The organism is Algoriphagus sp. UBA3586 (genome assembly GCF_002376385.1).
Taxonomy (GTDB): Bacteria; Bacteroidota; Bacteroidia; order Cytophagales; family Cyclobacteriaceae; genus Algoriphagus; species Algoriphagus ornithinivorans.
In genome coordinates this window covers 1-22,005 of the sequence record NZ_DFMT01000042.1, presented here as the reverse complement: position 1 = coordinate 22,005, position 22,005 = coordinate 1, and the positions used below count along the sequence as shown (strand labels likewise).

Genomic DNA, 22,005 nt, shown 5'->3' with positions numbered 1-22,005 from the left:
CTAGTTTACTTGAGAAGGGTAAAAAACCTCTTTTCTAATGGATGCCAAGAGCGCGATTCCTAATCCATTCATTGCTATGAGAGCAAATGAGATTTTCAGGCTGAATAAATCCGCAATAAATCCAATCATTGGAGGCCCTATCAAAAATCCGAAAAACGAAATCGTAGAAACCAAGGCCAAAGCGACACTGGGAGCAAACTGCTTGGACCTTCCTGCTATGCTATAGGAAACAGGAATGATAGAGGAAACTCCGAATCCAACTATAAAGAATCCAAGCGTAGCAAAAGGCAATGTCGGGATCAAGACGGAAAGTAGTAAACCTAGAAATATCAACAAGCCACTAACTCTAATTACAGGCACCTTTCCAAAGCGTTGAACCAGCCTATCTGAAATAAATCTACCAGATGCCATAGTCCCCATAAAAGCCACATATCCCAAGCTCACCAAACTCGGATTCGCAACCAGTACTTTTTTGAAATAAACTCCACTCCAGTCAAACATACAGCCCTCAGTCATCATTCCGAGGAAGGCTATCAAGCCAATTCTTAATAATAGGTTATCTGGCTTTTTTAAAACTAATCCGCCTGAATCATCCCGTTTTTTCTCTTTGACCACATAACTATGAGCCAAGAAAATGATGACAAATGATAGAATCATTACCAGCAGGTAATGTTGAGTAGGATTGAAATCAAGAAATATCATGGCAGCTCCAATTCCTGCACCGGTAAATCCAGCCAAGCTCCAAAGTCCATGAAAAGAAGCCAGGATACTTTTTCCCATCTGATCTTCCAAGTCTAAAGCCTGAGTATTCAAAGCTATATTCATGATATTTCCCATTAGACCAAACAGAATCAAAACAATTACTAAAATCCAAGTGGTGGGACTTAATCCTATTAATGGAAGAGAAATAGCGTAAATAAAACTTCCGGTTAAAATCACTCTTCTGCTTCCAAACTCATGGACTGACCATCCAGCAATGGGTAATCCCAAAATGGAACCTATGGGCAAAAACAACAACAAAGTCCCTAACTGTCCTTCAGAAAGATCAAATTTTGCTTGGATGTCGGGAATCCTTGCCGCCCAACTAGCAAAGCAAAGCCCTATAAAAAAGAAAAGGCTTCCCAGGGCGATTCTACGTTTAACCAATGGGTTCATGAGTTGAAATAAGTTGAATAGGCATCCCAAAGTAAAGAAGTTTCAAAGAAATAAACTTGTGGAAACCCTAGAAGCGGAAAAACTATTTAGGACTTGCTTGGTTTAAAGTGAAAATCTGTTGTATGGAATTTGTAATAGTGGGATCGATCCTAGCCTGTATAATATTGATGATTCGGTTTATTATTAAAAAAGTATTCGATTGAAAATTTCGCCGGCTATCAGAAATATATTAGTCTAAAACATAAAGTTATTAAAGGTCTTATAGAGAGAACTATTTGAAATTTATAGGACATAAAAAAGCCGTGGAGACATCAGTTCCCACGGCTTTTAATATTTATATAGGGCTTAGTTAGGTAGCTTATCAGCAAACTTTCCATAAACCCAAGTTCCTGCAATTGCAGAAATAAGGGTAATACCTACTACTGTAAATCCACTACCAATCTGTGCGAATAAAGGCCCTGGACATGCTCCTGTAATAGCCCAGCCTAAACCGAAGATAAAACCTCCGATAATTTGCCCTTTTCTAAACTCCTTGGTTGGAATATTGATTTTTTCTCCATGAATGGTTTTGATCCCAAATCGCTTGATAAGCTGGATAGATATGATTCCAGTAACAATCGCTGAGCCAATCACTCCATACATATGAAAGGACTGAAGCCTAAACATTTCCTGAATTCTAAACCAAGAAATGATTTCAGCCTTGACAAAAACAATCCCAAATAACACTCCTAAAATCACATATTTCAGTAATTCTAACCCCTTATCATGATCCTCTCGTAGATTTGGTGCTACACAATTGGGATCCTCTACTACAGTTTTCTTATCTATAACTTTCATCTGTTTATAATTAGTTTTTCAGTGGCCAGATGGAATCCCTGCCTGCTGCAGGCAGGTCGCACCGGTTCCCCGATACATCGGGGCATGCCTGTGTGTGAGGTTTTCCCTCGTGCTCGATTTCATCTGTTTATTTTTTGTTTTTTAAAGGTAAGATGGAATGCCCTACCCCGATTTATCGGGGCATCCCCCTCCCTATCCGCCGCGGCGGACGGGACAAGTTGTGTGAGATTTTTCCTCATGGCATTTCATGTCTTTTTTCAATTAAAATCCTACAATTTTCATCAATGGCTCCAGTAACAAATGAGTCATTAAAAATCCACCAATCATAAAGAAAATAGTAGCTACCAATGAAGGCCATTGCAGGGAACTGATTCCCATAATTGCATGTCCGGAGGTGCATCCACCCGCATAGCGAGTTCCAAAACCTACTAGAAACCCTCCGATAACAAAGAACACCAAGCCTTTGGCCGTAAAGAGATTCTCCCAAGAAAAGATCTCCACAGGCAAGAGGCTGGAATAATCTGTAATACCCAAAGCAGCCAAGTCTGACTGTGTAGCTTCAGAGATTTTGATGATTTCCGGATTGGATAAATAAGAAGTGGCTACAAAGCCTCCTATTAATATCCCAATCACAAAGAGTAAATTCCAGATTTCTTTCTTCCAATTGTAGGTAAAGAAGGGAATTCCCGCAGGCACACACATTGCGCAGACGTGACGCAAGGAGGAAGAAATCCCAAAGGTTTTATTCCCCAAAATAAGTAAGGCGGGCACTGTCAATCCGATTAAAGGACCTGCCACGTACCAAGGCCAAGGTTGTGAAACCCATTCTATAAATTCATTCATTTTATCTATTTTTTATTAAAACCTATAATCCAAAATCAAGTTCAAATTCGCCATATTAATCCGATTGATCACATATTCTAAGGGGATTTCCTTTTCAGAATTTTCCTTCTTCAAAGCAACTAGAAACTGTAAGTCCAAACCTTGAAAGAAGCCGTCAAACTTATAGTCCAATAAGCCTGTGAAATGGATGTAATTTGGGATTCCATATTTGTTTAAAGCAAGGTTGTCAATCTCGGGAGTTTTGACATGTGATGCCCCAAAGCTCATTTTAAATTTATCTTTCACCACTTCCTGATCAAGCTGTAACATTACTGCATTTGCACCTCCCAGACCTTCAAATCTTTCTCTTTGAAGCGTAACAAAGAATTGTTCCCTTCCCCATTCTCTAGGGAAAAGAAATCTTCCAGAATTAGAGATTCCCAGATAATTAATGGAAACACTTGTATTTGGCCAATTCATTCCCGCTCTCGCCCCAAATCCTGAAGAATTTTCATTTGGCAATATGTATGTAAGATCGGGATCAGGGTTCCCCCCATCATTGATCGCTTCCTGATAAAAGGCTTGAACACCCCAAATCCAGTTCCATCCATGATGAGAAGGGGATTTTCCATTCAATTGTAACATAGTGAGCCCAAACACATTCTCAGAAAGATAATTCCAAGACTCTAAGGACCAGGTTCTTCCCTCATATTCAACCCCCAAAACACCAATTCCTTTTGAATCCACCTCTTGGTCATACTCTTTCACAGACTCCAATGGATGCCTACCTGAATCGAAAAATCCAAAGGACTCTTCTACTGGCAGCCATTCCAAAGATCCTCTCGATATCACATGAGAGAACCAAGCTCCACTGACTTTCCAATTATTTACTTTCCAATCCACTGAAAGCCCACTGAACAAATTGGGTCTCATTCTATTATCTGAAGCATTTAATAATGGACTTTCAAAGTGATGTCTTCCAAACCATGCAGAGATATTTTCTTTTTCGAAAGAAAGGTAGAACTCTTCCAATCTATCCATATCCTTGTGGTTTTCTGGATGGTGCACATCATAGAGGAGCAGTTCATATCGATTTGACTTTCCTGTTAAGGGGTCTTTGGCAATGATATTATTTTCGAAATGTCTAAAGACGAAAAACCCGCTAAATCCAATTCCAAATCCTTTCCATCGAGGCGAGAAATAACCCAGCCCAGCTCCAGTACCCCAGGTTGAATAGTCTGTCAATGCCCCTTGATTGATTGTGGTCATGTAAAAAGACCTCAAATGAAATTCAAAAGAGCCACTCTTCAGGATTTGCCCAAATAGCTTTTGATCTGTTTTTTCAGTTTCAACCGATGGGATTTCATGTTGAGCCTTTAACTCAAATGCGTGAAGACCCAAGAATAAAACCAGTACAAATTTGCTAAGTATCCTCAACATATATCAGTGACTTTGATCACATGGGTTTCCTTTAAATGAAAAATGGCAAGCTCGAAGGCTTGCCATTTTCTTTGGAAGAAAGACTGGTTTACAACAAGGTAGTTGGGCAAACATAGTCTGATACTTCAAATTTTCCTGATTCCTTGATAGCTTTAAAACCACCATCCACATCAATCAGATTATCATAGCCTCTGGCTCTCAAAATAGAGTTGAATACCATAGATCTATAACCTCCTGCGCAGTGTACATAATAGGTTTTATTCTTATCTACTTTCAACATGCTCTCATTGATATAATCTAAAGGAGTATTTTCAGCACCTTTGATATGCTCTGAAAGGAATTCGGAATTCTTTCTCACATCCAGAATAGGTACATTAGGGTCAGCTTCTTGGATTTTTGCCAATTCAGCTGCGCTGATGGAAGTGATGCTATCTATTTCTTTACCGGATTTTTTCCAGCTGGCAAATCCGCCATTTAAGTATCCTAAAGAATAATCATAGCCTACTCTTGCCAGTCTAGTGATTACTTCTTCTTCTCTGCCCTCTTCCGCAACTACCAGAATCTCCTGTTTCACATCAGGAATCATGGCACCAACCCATACAGCAAATGAACCATCTATTCCAATATTAATGGAATTGGGGATAAATCCTTTGTTAAACACCTGTGGAGCTCTTGTATCCAAAATCAATGCTCCTGTCTCATTTGCCACTGTCTCAAACTCCTCTGGAGAAAGTGGCTTAATACCTCTTTCCAACACCTCATCAATACTATCGTATCCCTGTATATTCAACATCACATTTTGAGGGAAATAGGCAGGAGGCGGAGTCAAACCAGTAATAACCTCTTTGATAAATTCCTCTTTGGTCATTTCTTGAAGCGCATAATTGGTCTTCTTTTGATTTCCCAAGGTATCAGATGTTTCTTTACTCATATTCTTGCCACAAGCAGATCCTGCCCCATGAGCGGGATAAACAATCAAATCATCCGGTAGTGGCATGATTTTATTTCTCAAAGATTCATAAAGGTGTCCTGCCAACTTTTCCTGAGTTAAATCCTCCACAACCTTTTGGGCGAGATCTGGTCTTCCTACATCACCGATAAACAAGGTATCCCCGGTAAAAATAGCCTCCGGCTTACCTTCCTCGTTGAATAGTAAATAGCAGGAGGACTCCAATGTATGACCCGGAGTATGAATAACTTTAATTTTTGCCTTCCCAATCTGAAATTCCTGATTGTCTTCCGCAATAATAGCCTCAAAACCCATTTTCATAGGCGTTGGACCATAGACGATTTTCGCTCCTGTTTTAGCAGCTAAATCTTTATGTCCCGACACAAAATCAGCATGAAAGTGTGTTTCGAAAACATATTTGATTTTAGCATTTCTGCGCTCGGCTTTTTCGATGTAGGGCTGAACTTCTCTCAATGGATCTATCACAGCTGCTTCACCATCAGATTCGATATAGTAAGCCCCTTGGGCTAGACATCCGGTATAAATCTGTTCTATTTTCATAATTTTATTTTTGTTCTTTTTTAAAATGATGGATCAAAATTAGAGATCCAATCATGGGTATAAAATGACTTTTGTCACACTGGCTTAGGCAGTTTTTGTGACATTTTTTTCAATAATTTGAGTCAATTGGTGAGCAGGAACTACTCCGGATTCCCTCCAAAGGATTTGGCCTTTTTGGAATAGGATCAAAGTGGGAACACCTCTTACCTGATAAGAACTGGCTGCAAGAGGATTTTTGTCCACATCTACTTTGATTATTTTCACTTTTTCTCCCACTTGCTTGGCTGTATCTTCTAAGATGGGTTGCATCATTTTACAAGGACCACACCAAGTAGCGAAAAAATCCACCAAAACAGGAGTTTCTCCATTGATTAATTCCTGAAATGTCTTTGGTTTGCTAGTCATATCAGCGCTATTTTAAATTTCTAAACAAAGATAAAATGACCGCTTTGTCAAAGTCGGTAATGTTTATCACTTAGAAGAAACAGGTCAGACTTTTAAAAAGTGCTAAAAAACCCTGACTTGGGAATAAATTTTATATTTTCGTCCGTCAAAATTACCTTATTAATGCTCAATTTCAAGCAAATCAATAATGTCACCGGCTGGGTGGTTTTTTTGGTAGCCACTTTGGTTTACGTGTTGACCGTCGAGGAGACGGCAAGTTTTTGGGATCCGGGAGAATTTATAGCTGTATCCTACAAGCTTCAGGTTCCCCATCCTCCAGGAGCTCCTTTTTTCCTTCTGGTTTATAGAATGTTCAGCTTTCTGGCATTCGGTAACGAACTGGAAATTGCTTACTGGATGAATGTGGGAAGTGCTGTATTCTCAGGTTTCACCATTTTATTCTTGTTTTGGTCTATTACGCTATTTGGAAGAAAACTTTTCAAAATACAGGAAGGTCAAGAGTCTAAAGGGGAAACCATCAGCTTGATGGGTGCAGGCATCGTAGGGTCACTCATTTACACATTTTCGGACAGTTTCTGGTTTTCAGCGGTAGAAGCAGAAGTTTATGCCATGTCATCCTTTTTCACGGCGATTGTAATTTGGGCTGTATTGAAGTGGGATGTGGTCAAAGATCCTCGTGAGGAGAACAAATGGATGATTTTGATCGCCTATCTAGTGGGTCTTTCAATCGGGGTCCACTTGCTTAACTTGGTGACACTACCGGCTTTGGCATTGATTTACTATTTCAAAAAGTACGAAAAGCCCAACTTGAAAGGGGCTGCCATCGCATTCTTTTTCGGCGGTGTAGCATTGGTAGTAATCAATAATTTTATCATACCCGGGCTTCCTAGCTTGGCAGGTTCCACGGAGATCTTTTTTGTCAATAGCCTAGGCCTTCCTTTCGGTTCAGGAATCATTTTCTTTTCCTTAGCCTTCTTCGCTATCCTTTTTGTGGCTTATCGATACTCTCGAAACAAGGCTCTAGCAGGGTTAAATACCATTTTGCTATCATTGATATTTATCCTCATTGGCTATAGTTCCTATGCTTTGATTGTAATCCGGGCTAATCAGGATCCAGTGATTAATGAAAATGCTCCAAAAGATATTATTAGCTACGTTTCTTACCTCAAGCGAGAGCAATACGGCTATAGACCTTTGATTCACGGACAATATTTTACTGCTGAGCTAATCGATCAGGAAGAAGGAGCTCCAGTATACAGAAAAGGCAAAGACAAATATGAGATTGCTGATTATGAGTTGAAAAACACTTATAACCCTGAAAAGACAACCATTCTGCCTAGGATTTACTCTACACAGGAAAACCACAAAAGAATTTATAGACAAAAACTTGGGCTTAGAGAAGGGCAACAACCTACATTCGGAGACAATATTTACTTTATGCTCAGCCATCAGCTGGGACATATGTATTTCCGTTATTTCATGTGGAATTTTTCCGGAAGAGAAAGTGACTTTACGGATGCTCCTTGGATTGGAATCACTGATGCATTTTCTGATAAATTCCCGGAATACATCACAGAAAACAAAGCACATAATAATTACTTGATGCTCCCGCTCTTACTGGGAATCATAGGATTATTTTTCCAAGCTAAAGCTGATCCTAAATCCTTCTATGTCAACCTTATGCTATTCCTGATGATGGGGGTAGTATTGGTACTCTACCTGAATTCCCCACCAGTTGAGCCTCGTGAAAGAGATTATATCTATGTGGGTAGCTTTTATGCTTTTGCCATTTGGGCGGGAATGGGAGTTTTAGCCATTGCTCATGGAATCGGTAAATTCACCAAAAACCTGGCAACTGCCGGAATAATCGCAACATTGATTACCCTCCCGGTTGCGGGCTTAATGGCTGTAGAAAACTGGGATGACCATAACCGACAAGGACGCTATTTCTCTGTGGATGCAGCAAGAAACTTCTTGGCTTCCTGCGCTCCAAACGCGATTTTATTTACTGGGGGAGATAATGACACCTTCCCGCTTTGGTATGTGCAGGAAGTAGAAGGATTCAGAACTGATGTCAGAGTTATCGTATTGAGTTACTTCGATACGGATTGGTATGTGGACCAAATGAACCGTCCAGTGAATGAGTCCGAGGCGCTTCCTTTCTCTCTCGCTCCAGAGCGATACCAAAAAGGAACCAATGATGTGCTATTTGTCATGGAAAGAGATGGACTGGATGCTATCAGTGCCAGAGAATATCTCAAATTGTTGAACTCAGGTTCTGACCTTCTGAAAATGAAGACAGGAGGAAAAAGCCAAGTCAACATGGTTCCATCCAGAAATTTAATTTTAGAAGTAGATAGCGCAAAGGTATTCAGCAAGGATATCATTCCAGAGCAATTCGAACCTTTATTCGCTCCGCAGATTAATCTTCAGGTCAAAGGAAACTATGTGACCAAAGGAACCATGATGTTGATTGATCTGATAGTTACCAATAATTGGGAACGCCCGATTTATTTCAACAATACCTCTTTGGCAACAATTGGAGTTAACTTGGAAGAGCATGTGGTGATGGAAGGTTTGACCTATCGTCTACTGCCTATACGCAAGCCTGGCTATGTAAGAGAGGAATTGGTCAACGCTGATTTGGCTTATGAAAATTACATGAACGAATTTGCCTTCCGTGGCATGAATAATCCAGATGCTTATTTGGATGAAGAGTACAGAAGATTTGCCTCCAACCATAGAAGTGCCATCAACGGTATTGTCATGGCCTTATTGGATCAGGATGATATGGAAAAAGCTGCTAATCTTTTGAATTATGGTTTGGAAGTCATGCCAAATGAAGCTATTCCTTATGATCTGTCCAGTGGGCAGTCTGTTCCTTTGTTCTTTGAAGTAGGAGAAGAAGAGAAAGCTCTGGATATTATCGATAAGATCTCCAACCGATCTCTGGACATGATAGAATATTACACTGCGGAAAATAGAGATTACGATAGAGAGATGATGATATCTATTGAGATGGTCAAGTACTTTATTCCTTTATTGGAGGAAAGAGGCTATCAGGAAAAAGCTCAGGAATTGAGTTTAAGACTTAACTCTTTGTTGGGAACCGAAAGTCGTGGTCCTAGCAGACTGCAGCGAAGAGATTAAAAAAAAATGGCCGGGATCTTGAAAAACCCGGCCATTTTTATTTTTTCCATAAAATATAGAAGAGATCTAACCCTTTTTTAGGATCATCTACCAGAGGATAATCCTCATGAGTGATTTGCACTACTGAATCACCTTGTTGTTGATGCAATTTGTTCCGATTCATCCTATTGAGGATTTCATAAGGCATTCGGAGTATCCATGCAGGTAATTTGTATTGAAGGTCAAAAATATCAAAACGCATGATTTTCTGTACAGATTGACGGTTGGCTTCGTGATAGGTCCAAACTTTCTCATTGCCACCAATTCCTTTTGCCTCCACTTTATCAAATATTCCAGCACTTAAATCAATCAATTGTTGAGGCACATATTCTCTGATATGCCATGGATTTCTGGAAAGTGTATGGGTATTATTTGGAGTTGAAATAATGGCTTTACCTCCAGACTTTAGCATTCGGTAGATTTCCTGCAAAAACAATCGGTCATTCTGGATATGCTCTATCACCTGAAAGCTTACAATCGTATCAAAGGACTCATCCTCAAAACCTTGGAAAGGGGGAATTACTGCCTGCCTAAAATCAACCCCCGGAAATTTCTTTTGCAAGTCTGCGATCACTTCACCTATCTTGTCCAAGCCTACATAACTGTCCGCCAAAGGCAATAAAGTCTCTACCCCTCTGCCCTCTCCACAGCCTATTTCTAGGAGATTTCCACTGATCCAGGGTTTTGCTGCAATGTATGCCTTCAATAATCGTTGGTGAATAGGATTATCGCTAACCAACTTGTCCGAGGCGATTTCCGTTGTATAGGTAGCCATGTAAAATTTTACTATTTTGGCAAAAGTAAGGTTAATTTTTAAAACCAGAGATAACACCCGATGAAGCAAAAGACCATTCAACTTTCAATTTTTTTCGCGCTGGCATTTCTTTGTGCCATACCCTCATTTTCCCAGAAAAGATTAGCTGATTATAATCAAGCGCTTCGATATTCCAGATATTCTAGGTTGGCTTTGAAAATCATCCCTCAAAAAAAGAGTTCCTCCACTTTTTTGGCTCAGCTGGTAGTAGAGAAAATCGAAGATCAGCCGAATTTTAACACTTACAGCTTTTCATATGCCTTGGCTGATGGCTATCAAACAGCAATCAAACCTGAGGAAGTAAATATCCTGATTGCTGAAGATTTGAAATATGACACCGACAGGCATTGGGTATTTGAGAAAGAAATTCAGATTCCTGAGAGTCAAGAACAGGCCATTTTGCTTTTCACCGCCTTAGACACCCGGCAGGGAGATGAATATAATTATCATATAGATCTCAAAAGCCCATTTGTTTTTGATCATCCCAGTTTTGGCGCATATTATGCAAATGGAGTTCCTTTTGATCAAAACTATCTACCCGCTGGTGAAGCGTTGTTATTTAAAAGCTTAGCAGGGCCTAGCATCCATAATTTCTTTTATCCTATGGATTTTGAAATACCTTATCCTCCCATGGAAACCAAACCGGCACCGGTTCCAAGGGAATTAGAAGTCAAAGACAAAGGGGATTTTCTATCCAATGTTCCTCATGAACTTGATGAAAAGGGATATTACTTTTTCCAGCAGGATACGAGTAAGTCCACTGGGCTTTTGATCCGAACTACCCATGATGCTTATCCTAAAGTGAAAGATTGGGATGAAATGGTGGACATGGTGACATATATTTCTACTAGAAGAGAGCATGAATCCCTACTGATAGCGGAGGATAAGAAAAGAGCCCTGGATCAATATTGGTTGAATTTGACCCGAAACCCAGAGATCGCCAAAGAACTCATTCGGGAGTATTTTAGACAAGTTGAGTTTGCCAATATTTTGTTCACAGACTTCAAAGAAGGTTGGAAAACAGACAAAGGGATGGTGTATATAGTCATGGGGCCACCGCAAGAAGTCAACTTTTATCTAGACCGTGAAGTGTGGAGCTATCAAGGATTGGACGAGAGTTCGAAAATTAGATTTACCTTTGCCCGCGTAAAAAATATTCTCAACCCACATTATTACACCTTAAACCGATCCAGGGCCTATCAGCCGATCTGGTTTAAAAACATATCCCAATGGAGAAGCGGAAAGATGGCTTTCTAATAGAAAAAGGAGCTCAAGACAAAGATTTTATTTTTGGAACACGTGCAGTCATGGAGGCTATCCATGCTGGCAAAGAACTGGATAAGGTATTGGTTCAGAAGGAACTGAACAATGACCTGATCAAGGAATTACTTCAGCTATGCAAAGGCTCAGGCCTACCTGTGGTGAGGGTTCCTGAAGCTAAATTGAACCGCATCACCCGCAAAAATCATCAGGGAGTCATAGCACAAACCTCTGCCATCGCGTATGCTTCTTTGGACCATGTGATTGACAATTGCTATGCAGTTGGAAAGTCTCCCCTGATTTTGGTCTTGGATCATATCACTGATGTGAGAAACTTCGGAGCCATCGCCAGAACAGCAGAATGTGCGGGAGTAGATGCAATAGTTATCCCTGAAAAGGGAAGTGCGCAGATCAACTCAGATGCCATCAAAACATCTGCTGGAGCTTTAAACTTCCTTCCCGTAGTGAGGGTAAGAAATCTATTTTACACCTGCAGGGATTTACAAAAAATGGGCTTAAGTCTCATCGCCATCACCGAAAAGACCGAAAAATCCATGTATGAAGCAGATTTTTCAAGCCCTGTAGCTATGGTAATGGGTTCAGAAGAAGATGGAATCTCTCAGGAAATTTTCGGAATTGTAGATGACAAAGTCAAAATCCCTATGGCAGGAAACATTGAAAGTTTAAATGTCTCAGTATCTGCCGGTGTAGCAATTTACGAAGCAATAAGACAGAGAAAAGCATAAAAAAAAGAGGACTTCAAATGAAGTCCTCTCCTTTTTTCCGGGCATTGGAAACAAAGTCCCTAAACTTCTTCTCCCCATCCAAAGGACAAATCAAAAGAACATTCTCTGTTTCATTGATTAGGTAATTTTTGAGTCCTTCCACTACAACCAATTTTTCACTGTCCACTTTGATAAAGCTGTTTTCAGTGTCATACAACATAGCATTGGCCTCCACCACATTGTTGTGCTCATCCTTATCTCTCAACTCATGTAGGCTGTACCAGGACCCGAGATCTGACCATCCGAAATCGCCCAAAATCACATAGACATCACTGGATTTTTCCATCAGGCCGTAATCAATGGAAATATTTTTCACCTGTAAGTATGCCTTGCTCACAAAATCAGGTTCTGCATCCTTGCCGAAGAACTCTTTACCTTCGTCAAAAATTTCTGCCACGTCAGGCATATGCTTTTGAAATGAACTCAGTAGACTGCTGCATTTCCAGACAAAAATTCCGGAGTTCCAGACGAAATCTCCACTTTCAATAAATGTCTTTGCCAGTTTGCTATTAGGTTTTTCCGTAAAGGTTTTGACCTTCAGGGCCTCTTCAGAGTTTTTGGATTCCAGATATTGGATATATCCATATCCAGTTTCCGGTCTGTTAGGCTTAATTCCTACTGTAATAAGCCTTCCTTCAATAGTCGCTGCTTTTAATGCTTTCTGAATGGTTTTAACGAATTTTCCCTCCTGCAAAATCAAATGATCAGCCGGGGTTACAATCATACTGGCTCCTGGATCTATAGAGTTTACTTTGTAGCATGCATAAGCGATGCAGGTAGCTGTATTTTTTCTATTCGGCTCACTGAGGATTTGATGATCTTCCAATTCCGGCAACTGCTCTTTTACCAGGTTGACGTACTTTTTATAGGTAATCACGAAGAATCGATCCTTGTCCGCAACTTCCAAAAATCTATCATAGGTCATTTGAAGAAGTGACCTCCCAGTCCCGAGAATATCCAAAAATTGCTTCGGCCTCTTTCTTCTACTATGAGGCCAAAAGCGGGTGCCAATTCCCCCCGCCATGATGATGATGTAGGGTTTTTCCTGCATTAATTCGTTAAACTATACCTTCTTTCATTAATTCATGAATATGGATAAATCCTGCGATTTTTTCCCCATCCATGGCCACTAATTGAGTAATATTATGATTACGCATCATATTCAAGGCACGAATGGCGTATTCATCCTTTGAAATAGTCTTTGGATTTCGAGTCATAATATCTTTTGCCTGAAGATTTTGGATATCCAGGGTTTTTTGAAGCATCCTTCTCAAATCTCCATCGGTAATAATCCCTAAAAGTTGATCCAGATGATCGGTTACAGCGGTAGCTCCCAATCTTTTTCCAGAAATTTCTACTATGACTTCAGCTAGGCTTGCATCTTCTTTTACTTTAGGAATCTGCTCCGAGCTAAGCAGGTCATCAACTCTCAGGTAAAGCTGCTTACCCAAGGAACCTCCCGGATGATATTTTGCAAAATCATCGGAGCTGAATCCTCTGGCTTCCAAAAGACAAACAGCCAATGCATCTCCCAAAGCCAAATGAGCGGTTGTGCTCGTAGTCGGCGCAAGATTATGCGGACAAGCCTCCTCTCCTATAGAAGCATTCAGCACATAATCAGCATGATCTGCCAAATAACTATTGGGATTGCTAACCAAAGCGACCAACACAGAGCCGAGCTTTTTCAACAAGGGGACCAAAACTTTGATCTCCGGAGTATTACCACTTTTGGAAATACAGATGACTACATCTTCTTCCAGCACCATGCCCAAATCCCCATGAATAGCATCTGCGGCATGCATGAAAACTGCCGGAGTTCCGGTGGAATTTAAGGTTGCTACAATTTTATTGGCGATAATGGCGCTTTTACCAATTCCAGTGATGACAACGCGACCTTTTCCTGTCAGAATCCTTTCCACACAGGCCTCAAAATCCCCGTCTAAATAATCAACAAGCCTAAGAATAGCCTCTGATTCATTTTGCAGGACCCTAGCCGCTGTATTTTTAATATTTTTAGCTAAATTCAATTTTACCTGTGTTAATCACTAATTTTGTACAAAGGTATAAAAGTAATAAATCATTCCTGTTTACAGCTTTACGTACCCTTAAAGCCCCTGTTCAAGTGGAAGAAAAAGTAAAAGCAGATCTTAAGCACATATTCGGATTCAGTCATTTTCGAGGGAATCAGGAACTCATAGTTGACAACCTGCTCAAGCAGCGCAACACCTTTGTCATCATGCCAACTGGGGCCGGCAAATCGCTGTGCTACCAGTTACCGGCCGTGGTGAAGGAAGGAACCGCGATAGTCATTTCTCCTCTGATTGCCTTGATGAAAAATCAGGTTGACCAATTGAATGCAATTGGAATCAATGCCTATTTTCTGAATTCAACGCTCAGTAAGTCTGAGTCTAATCGGGTTAAGTCCGAAGTACTAAAGAAAAATACTAAACTTCTTTACGTGGCTCCCGAGTCACTGACCAAAGAAGAGAACATAGCCTTTTTGAAGGAAGCGCATCTGAGTTTTGTAGCAATAGATGAGGCGCATTGTATTTCTGAGTGGGGACATGATTTCCGCCCGGAATACAGAAAAATCAAATCTATTGTCGCTCAGATTGCTCCTAATCTGCCAATTATCGCATTGACTGCCACTGCTACACCTAAAGTTCAGCAGGACATTCAGCGAAATTTACAGATGGAAGAGGCGGATTTGTTTAAGTCCTCATTCAACCGGACCAACCTATTTTATGAGGTTAGGCCAAAAGTAAAGAATGAGTCCAAAAAACAGCTAATCAAGTTTATCAAATCCCACAAGGGGAAATCAGGTATCATTTATTGTCTCAGCCGAAAAAAGGTGGAGGAAATAGCTGATCTCCTAAAAGTAAATCAAATCAATGCAGCTCCTTATCATGCCGGTTTGGATTCTTCAGTAAGAATCAAAAATCAGGATGACTTTCTCAATGAGGAACTAGATGTAATTGTAGCTACAATCGCTTTTGGGATGGGTATTGATAAACCGGATGTGCGATACGTTATCCACTACGATGTACCGAAGTCTCTTGAGGGATATTATCAGGAAACCGGCCGTGCAGGTAGAGATGGTTTGGAAGGACATTGTCTCATGTTTTACCGATATGAGGACATCCTGAAACTGGATAAGTTCAATAAAGATAAAGCCGTTACAGAAAGAGAAAATGCCAAAGTCCTACTTCAGGAGATGGCAGCCTATGCAGAAACGGGAGTTTGTCGCAGAAAATTTATCCTCAACTACTTTGGAGAAACCATGGAGGAAGACTGTGGTTTCTGCGATAACTGTAAGCGCGTTAGAGAAACTTTCGAGGGAATGGATTTTCTAACCCTGGCCTTACAAACTACCAAGCTTACCAATCAGCGATTTGGTTTGGAGCACTTGGTAAAGGTCCTGATAGGCGAAAAAACAGATTATGTCACAAGCTATAAGCACGACAAATTAGAAGTCTTCGCAAAAGGACAAGACCAAACAGAAAAGCTTTGGACATCTGTTTTCCGTCAGGCTTTGGTCATGAATCTACTGGAAAAAGACATCGAAAATTACGGTGTTCTGAAACTGACCAAAAAAGGCCAGGCGTTTCTGGATGAGCCTTACTCAGTACAGCTGCATAACGATCACGATTTCGAAAAAGAGCTGGAAAATGAACAACCGGAGGTTGAGGTTTCCTCAGGTGGAGTAGCTTATGATGAAAAACTATTTGAGTTACTCAAAGCCGAGCGAAAAAAAGTAGCCCGACAGAAAAACCTCCCTCCTTATGTGATTTTCCAAGACCCATCTTTGGAGGAAATGGCAACGGTCTATCCAACCACCCGAGAGGAATTAGCTCAAATCAACGGGGTAGGAATGGGAAAAGTGGCTAAATTTGGGTCATCTTTTCTGAAATTGATCGCTTCCTATGTGGAGGAAAATGAAATAGAAACAGCTTCAGATGTTGTCGTCAAATCTTCAGGCACAAGATCAAAAGTGAAGATTTCAATAATCCAGCAAATCGACCGCAAGATTGATCTGGATGAAATCGCAGAAAATTTGAATATGAGTATGGGTGAGTTGCTTCAGGAAATAGAGCAAATCATCTACAGCGGAACTAAACTAAATATCGATTACTACATTCATCACATCATGGATGAGGAAAGAGAAGATATTCTTCATGATTACTTTATGAATGCGGAAAACGATAGTATAAAGGCAGCGCTTGACGAACTTGAAGATGAGGATTTTGCGGAGGACGAACTCCGTGTTTATCGAATCAAGTTTATCTCAGAGCATGCCAATTAAACTGAATTAATTCAATGAATATACTTCTATTGGGTAGCGGAGGTCGCGAACATGCCTTTGCTTGGAAAATAGTACAAAGCCCAAAATGCAGTCAGCTTTATGTTGCACCGGGTAATGCCGGGACTTCTGAAATAGCAATCAACCTTTCCATAGGCGTTACAGACTTTGAAGCAATTAAGGCTGCTATCCTTGATAAAAAGATTGACTTGGTGGTAGTAGGGCCAGAAGCTCCTTTAGTGGAGGGTTTGGTAGATTATCTTCTTTCTTTCGATGAGACCAAAACAATTCCTGTAGTCGGACCTCCCCAATTAGGTGCGACTTTAGAAGGTAGTAAGGATTTTTCCAAGCGCTTTATGCAGCGGAATAATATCCCTACAGCTGCCTATGAAACCTTCTCCGTTCATCAGTTGGAAGAAGGTTTAGCATATTTAGAAAAGCAAAGTCTTCCGATCGTACTCAAAGCCGATGGTCTAGCAGCCGGTAAAGGTGTATTGATTTGTGAGACATTAGAAGATGCTAAGGCTTCTTTGAAGGAAATGCTTCAGGATCAAAAATTCGGTGAAGCCTCTTCCAAAGTAGTGATTGAAGAATTCCTGACAGGAATAGAGCTTTCAGTATTTGTTGCCACGGATGGCAAAAGTTATAAAATCTTACCTGAGGCAAAAGATTACAAGAGAATTGGGGAAGGCGATACTGGTTTGAATACCGGTGGCATGGGAGCTGTTACTCCTGTTGTTTTCGCAGATAAAGCTTTCATGGATAAGGTGGAAGAGCTGATCGTTCAGCCAACTGTCGCCGGTCTTGCAGCAGAAGATATTCCTTACAAAGGGTTTTTATTCATTGGCTTGATGAATAATAATGGAAATCCATATGTGATTGAATACAATGTGCGGATGGGTGACCCAGAGACCGAAGCGGTTTTACCACGAATTGAAAGCGATTTTCTTGAGTTACTTTGGGCCATTGGAACGGGTAACCTGAAGGATTATGAGCTTTCTATTTCTCCTGATTATGCTACAACCGTTGTGATGGTAAGCGGAGGATATCCGGGTTCTTACGAAAAAGGATTTGAAATTTCTCTTCCTGCTTCAGTAAAAGGGGCTACGATTTTTCATGCGGGAACTTCCAGCAACTCAGAAGGCAAATTAGTAAATCAAGGAGGAAGAGTATTAGCTGTGACTGGAAGAGGAAAAGATTTGGAAACGGCTCTAAAAAACTCTTATGCCGCCGTTAATCAAATCAAGTGGAATAAGTCCTACCACCGTAAGGATATTGGTCAGGATATTCTCAAATTGATTAAATAAACCCAAAAATTCAGGGCGAAAGCCCTTATAGATATATGTCTGGATGTAGTAGCTGCTCCACCTCAACTGGAGGTACCGGAGGCTGTCAAAACAACGGCACCTGCGGAACGAGCGATTGTAATAAAATGAATTCCTTTGATTGGCTAAGCCATATGGGAATTCCTCAAGTTGATAATTTTGATATTGTTGAGGTTAAGTTTAAAGGCGGTAGAAAGGAATACTTTCGAAATGTAGACTACTTAAGCTTAACAACAGGAGATCCTGTGGTAGTAGATGTGCCCAGCGGACATCATATTGGGTATGTATCCCTGCAAGGAGAGTTGGTTCGCCTTCAAATGCAAAAAAGGAAAGTTCGGGATGATGATAATATCCTGAGAATTTATCGGATTGCAAACCAGAAGGACATTGAAAAATGGGAGGAAGCCAAAAACCGAGAAATTCCCACCTTATACCGATGTAGACAAATTGTTGAGGAGCTTGGGCTCAAGATGAAAATGTCTGATGTAGAATATCAGGCAGATAATTCTAAGGCCACCTTTTATTATTCCGCTGATGAACGGGTAGATTTCCGTGAATTGATCAAGGTTCTGGCGGGTGAGTTCAGAATCCGAGTAGAAATGAGACAGATCAGTCTGAGACAAGAGGCAGGCAGATTGGGAGGAATTGGAGTTTGTGGTAGAGAACTTTGTTGCTCTACTTGGCTTGTTGACTTCAAAAATGTTAGTACCTCTGCTGCCAGATATCAAAATCTCTCTTTGAATCCAGGCAAATTAAGCGGCCAATGTGGAAGATTGAAATGCTGCTTAAATTATGAACTGGATACCTATATGGATGCCATTAAGGATATCCCCGAGGTAGAAAAACCCCTTCAAACTGAAGCCGGAATCGCCAAACTTCAGAAAACAGATATTTTCAGAAAGTTGATGTGGTTCAGTTACAACAATGATAACGATTGGCACAGTATTACTTGTGAAAGGGTAAAGGAAATTCAGGAACTCAATGCGAAAGGTGTTAAGGTTTTCAACCTGCAACACAATGAATCCTCTGATTTGGAAGATTTGGCAGCTCAATCTACCAGAGAGCTAGAGTTGCTGGATAAGAAATTTGCTAAGAAGAAAAAGAAGAAAAAACCTAGAAATAGAAGCAGAGAACAGCAAACTTCCAATAGTCCCCAGGCAGCAAGTCCAAGACCAGCTCCGGAAAACAGGGAGAACAGGAACAAAGGACCTAGAAATCCTGAGGCTGGTCCTAAGCAAGATGGAGGAGATCCAGAAAATAGAAAGAGAAGAAATAAGAATAGAAAGAAGCCTAGAAATCCACAAAATCAGGCTCCAAATCCTGCTAACCCACAAGCTAAGCAGGATAATCAGGGAGCTAATACTGGACAAGGGCCTGCAAAAAAAGAAAATAAGAGACGCTTTCCACCTAGAAAAAATCAAAATCCAAACAACAACTCGGGTAATGAATAGCTTGCGAATTCTTTGTTTTCTCGGTTTATCCCTCTGTCTATATTCCTGCTCTGGAGACAGGCTATATGAAGATTACATTTCTGTCAATGAAACTTCAGGCTGGAATCAATATGATAGCTTAAGTTTTGTGATCGGTGATTTACCTATTCAGGACAAAAAACCAATCATTGGAATCCGGTTTACAGAAAACTACCCTTTTTCTAACTTTTATATGAGGGTAATTTCCAAGGATTCTACCGGTCAGATTACAGAAAATCGCCTGATCAATATCCCCCTATTTGATTCCAAGTCAGGCGAACCATTGGGAACCGGATTTGGGAGCACTTATACCAAGTTTGACACCATGCCTTTCCAATTGAAGGAAGGAACACAATCAATTGTCTTGCTACAATATATGCGTCAGGAAAATTTACCTGGGATTGAGTCTGCAGGAATCAAAATTTTAAAATAAGAATGGCCTCCATCTGGAGGCCATTCTTTTTAACTCCTCATTTTTTTATAGGCATTGATCAATCCATTGGTTGATCCATCGTGAGAGTTGATTTCTTCTTCATTTTGTAATTCCGGAAGAATTCCATTTGCCAGCACTTTTCCAAGCTCAACCCCCCATTGATCAAAACTGAAAATGTTCCAAATCGCCCCCTGAACAAAGATCTTATGCTCGTACATGGCAATCAGCATTCCGAGGGTATATGGAGTGATTTGCTTAACCAAGATAGAGTTGGTAGGCCTATTTCCTTCGAATACTCTATGAGGGGCAATTTTATCAATTTCCTCCACAGATTTCCCCGCCTTATTCATTTCACTTCTTACCTCTTCCAAAGACTTCCCTTTCATCAAAGCTTCTGTTTGAGCAAAGAAATTAGACAGAAGTTTTGGATGGTGATCTCCAAGAGGATTATGCGATATAGCCGGAGCTATGAAGTCACAAGGGATCAACTGAGTTCCTTGATGAATGAGCTGATAGAAAGCATGCTGACCGTTGGTTCCTGGCTCTCCCCAAATGATTGGACCAGTGCTATAATTTACTTTCTCACCTGATCTTGACACATATTTTCCATTGCTTTCCATATTGCCTTGCTGGAAGTACGCTGCAAAGCGATGTAAATATTGATCATAAGGCAAAATAGCCTCGGATGCCGCTCCCAAAAAATTGGTATTCCAAATGCCTATTAAGGCTAAAAGCACCGGGATATTTTGATCAAAATCAGATGTTCGGAAATGCTCATCCATGGCATAAGCTCCGGAAAGTAACTTTTCAAAATTTTCAAATCCAATAGCGCAGGCAATAGGCAGACCTATTGCAGACCACAGTGAGTACCTTCCTCCTACCCAATCCCAAAACTCAAACATATTGGCGGGGTCAATTCCGAAGGCCTCAACTCCTTTGAGATTGGTAGATAGAGCCACAAAATGCTTAGCAACAGCAGACTCATCCTTTGCATGATCCAAAAACCAATTCCTTGCAGAATGCGCATTGGTCATGGTTTCCTGAGTAGTGAAGGTTTTGGAAGCGATGAAGAATAGGGTAGTTTCCGGATCAACTTTCTTCAAAGTCTCGGAAATGTGAGTTCCATCCACATTGGACACAAAAAAGATTTCAAGGTTTTCGGCTTGGTATGGCTTTAAAGCCTCTGTAACCATCACAGGACCTAAATCAGATCCTCCGATACCTATATTTATCAAGCTTGTGATGGGTTTACCTGTGTAGCCTAGCCATTTGCCCTGATTCACCTTATCAGCAAAGGATTTCACTTTTTCCAGAACAGCATTTACATCTGGCATAACATCTTTGCCATCTACAGTCACAGCCCGATTGGAACGGTTTCTTAAGGCAGTGTGTAAAACAGCCCTGTTTTCAGTTTCATTTATAGATTGCCCTCCGAACATTGCCTCAATAGCTTGACGAAGTTCAGTTTCTTTGGCTAATTCCAATAAAGCGTTTCTGATTTCGTCATTTACGCGGTTTTTTGAAAAATCAACAAGGATATCTTCCAAAGAAATACTATATCTATCAAAGCGCCCCTTTTCCTCAAAAAGAGATTGGATCTGCAGTGTTTTGTATTTGGTAGCTAAGTCAAGTAGTCTCCTCCAGGCTGAAGTGGAGGTTGGGTTGATTGCCTTCATGTATAGGTTTTTAGGAATGAGGAACAAAATTAAGATTTATCCTCGATAGGAAAAGAACTGCTTGGATTTTGCTTCAAGAGAAAAACCTCTTTACTTAGATGTTTAGTATTCAAAATCTACTCATGCTTTTTAAAATTTCTATTTATTTTCAGCCTTTTCTCCTAGTAAGCAGCTTATTAATAATCGCTCCTGCTGTTCAGGCCCAAACAAGATCAATCGAGCCATTAAATCGGCATTTTATCAATATAGCCCCAGAAGATTCAGTTAACATCGCATTTTTGAAAATCAGCACCGAGTTAAGCGATAGTCTGAAAATCATCCGGTATTACGATTTATCAAACCGAATAATCAAAAAGGAAACCATCGGATATAATCCTGATGGAGGATATCGAGAAAAAACTGTTCAAGAATATGACAGCCTTGGAGATTTGGTTTCACTCCATATCCAAAACTTAGAAAATCAACTTTCTATCACAACTTATTATTTCCCAGATTCAAGTAATAATTGCAATACTAATAGTTTAAGGAAGGAAGCCTAGGCTTCCTTCCTTAGGCTGAATAATTAAATTAGTGTTGACATGCAAA

At 40.4% G+C, this 22,005-nt stretch carries 18 protein-coding genes; 8 read left to right on the top strand and 10 right to left on the bottom strand.

The window, feature by feature from the left end:
• From B2906_RS14715 to trxA, 6 genes are all read right to left on the bottom strand, one after another.
• Window positions 1-1,155, bottom strand: a complete 1,155-nt coding sequence (locus B2906_RS14715; RefSeq protein ID WP_286940729.1) for an MFS transporter — start codon at window positions 1,153-1,155, stop codon at window positions 1-3.
• A 345-nt stretch (window positions 1,156-1,500) separates the two neighbouring features.
• Complete coding sequence (locus B2906_RS14710) at window positions 1,501-1,992, bottom strand: DUF6691 family protein (protein ID WP_286940728.1); 492 nt, start codon at window positions 1,990-1,992, stop codon at window positions 1,501-1,503.
• 261 nt (window positions 1,993-2,253) lie between these two features.
• On the bottom strand, window positions 2,254-2,835 hold the full coding sequence (locus tag B2906_RS14705) for a YeeE/YedE family protein (protein ID WP_286940727.1): 582 nt from the start codon (window positions 2,833-2,835) through the stop codon (window positions 2,254-2,256).
• Between the two features lie 15 nt (window positions 2,836-2,850).
• Window positions 2,851-4,254 (bottom strand): hypothetical protein, encoded by a 1,404-nt coding sequence (locus B2906_RS14700; protein WP_286940726.1) that lies wholly within the window; start codon window positions 4,252-4,254, stop codon window positions 2,851-2,853.
• An 88-nt stretch (window positions 4,255-4,342) separates the two neighbouring features.
• The gene (locus B2906_RS14695; protein WP_286940725.1) at window positions 4,343-5,764 is read right to left on the bottom strand and encodes an MBL fold metallo-hydrolase; all 1,422 of its coding nucleotides are present in this window, start codon (window positions 5,762-5,764) and stop codon (window positions 4,343-4,345) included.
• 84 nt (window positions 5,765-5,848) lie between these two features.
• Entirely contained in the window at window positions 5,849-6,169 is a 321-nt protein-coding gene (gene trxA / locus B2906_RS14690; RefSeq protein ID WP_144606531.1) for a thioredoxin, read from the bottom strand.
• 162 nt (window positions 6,170-6,331) lie between these two features.
• Between trxA and B2906_RS14685 the strand changes: the two genes are divergently transcribed.
• Window positions 6,332-9,319, top strand: coding sequence for a DUF2723 domain-containing protein (locus B2906_RS14685; protein ID WP_286940724.1), 2,988 nt, complete (start codon window positions 6,332-6,334; stop codon window positions 9,317-9,319).
• Window positions 9,320-9,356: 37 nt separating this feature from the next.
• Here the strand turns inward: B2906_RS14685 and B2906_RS14680 are convergent, their stop codons facing one another.
• A complete protein-coding gene (locus B2906_RS14680) occupies window positions 9,357-10,133 on the bottom strand; it encodes a class I SAM-dependent methyltransferase (RefSeq protein ID WP_219956697.1) in 777 nt (258 codons plus the stop codon).
• 60 nt (window positions 10,134-10,193) lie between these two features.
• On the opposite strand from B2906_RS14680, the gene B2906_RS14675 reads away from it, so the two are divergent.
• Both B2906_RS14675 and rlmB read left to right on the top strand, forming a co-directional pair.
• Window positions 10,194-11,429: a GWxTD domain-containing protein gene (locus tag B2906_RS14675; RefSeq protein WP_219956698.1), complete on the top strand. Its 1,236-nt coding sequence runs from the start codon at window positions 10,194-10,196 to the stop codon at window positions 11,427-11,429.
• Window positions 11,402-12,178, top strand: a complete 777-nt coding sequence (rlmB, locus tag B2906_RS14670) for a 23S rRNA (guanosine(2251)-2'-O)-methyltransferase RlmB (RefSeq protein WP_091649035.1) — start codon at window positions 11,402-11,404, stop codon at window positions 12,176-12,178. The genes B2906_RS14675 and rlmB overlap by 28 nt, the downstream gene beginning before the upstream one ends.
• A gap of 13 nt (window positions 12,179-12,191) precedes the next feature.
• Here rlmB and B2906_RS14665 read toward each other — a convergent pair whose 3' ends face one another.
• Together B2906_RS14665 and B2906_RS14660 are read right to left on the bottom strand one after the other, a co-directional pair.
• The gene (locus B2906_RS14665) at window positions 12,192-13,268 is read right to left on the bottom strand and encodes a mannose-1-phosphate guanylyltransferase (RefSeq protein ID WP_219956699.1); all 1,077 of its coding nucleotides are present in this window, start codon (window positions 13,266-13,268) and stop codon (window positions 12,192-12,194) included.
• Between the two features lie 7 nt (window positions 13,269-13,275).
• The gene (locus B2906_RS14660; RefSeq protein WP_219956700.1) at window positions 13,276-14,244 is read right to left on the bottom strand and encodes a KpsF/GutQ family sugar-phosphate isomerase; all 969 of its coding nucleotides are present in this window, start codon (window positions 14,242-14,244) and stop codon (window positions 13,276-13,278) included.
• A 95-nt stretch (window positions 14,245-14,339) separates the two neighbouring features.
• Here B2906_RS14660 and recQ point away from each other — a divergent pair, with 95 nt between their 5' ends.
• The 4 genes from recQ to B2906_RS14640 are packed head-to-tail and all read left to right on the top strand — an operon-like array spanning window position 14,340 to window position 19,744.
• Window positions 14,340-16,520, top strand: a complete 2,181-nt coding sequence (gene recQ / locus B2906_RS14655; RefSeq protein WP_219956701.1) for a DNA helicase RecQ — start codon at window positions 14,340-14,342, stop codon at window positions 16,518-16,520.
• A 14-nt stretch (window positions 16,521-16,534) separates the two neighbouring features.
• A complete protein-coding gene (purD, locus tag B2906_RS14650) occupies window positions 16,535-17,824 on the top strand; it encodes a phosphoribosylamine--glycine ligase (RefSeq protein WP_219956702.1) in 1,290 nt (429 codons plus the stop codon).
• Window positions 17,825-17,859: 35 nt separating this feature from the next.
• Window positions 17,860-19,293, top strand: a complete 1,434-nt coding sequence (locus B2906_RS14645) for a PSP1 domain-containing protein (RefSeq protein ID WP_219956703.1) — start codon at window positions 17,860-17,862, stop codon at window positions 19,291-19,293.
• The gene (locus tag B2906_RS14640; protein ID WP_091649021.1) at window positions 19,286-19,744 is read left to right on the top strand and encodes a gliding motility lipoprotein GldH; all 459 of its coding nucleotides are present in this window, start codon (window positions 19,286-19,288) and stop codon (window positions 19,742-19,744) included. The genes B2906_RS14645 and B2906_RS14640 overlap by 8 nt, the downstream gene beginning before the upstream one ends.
• A gap of 29 nt (window positions 19,745-19,773) precedes the next feature.
• On the opposite strand, the gene pgi is transcribed toward B2906_RS14640, so the two are convergent.
• Entirely contained in the window at window positions 19,774-21,420 is a 1,647-nt protein-coding gene (gene pgi / locus B2906_RS14635; RefSeq protein ID WP_286940723.1) for a glucose-6-phosphate isomerase, read from the bottom strand.
• 122 nt (window positions 21,421-21,542) lie between these two features.
• Between pgi and B2906_RS14630 the strand changes: the two genes are divergently transcribed.
• The gene (locus tag B2906_RS14630) at window positions 21,543-21,959 is read left to right on the top strand and encodes a hypothetical protein (protein ID WP_286940722.1); all 417 of its coding nucleotides are present in this window, start codon (window positions 21,543-21,545) and stop codon (window positions 21,957-21,959) included.
• Window positions 21,960-22,005: the final 46 nt, after the last annotated feature.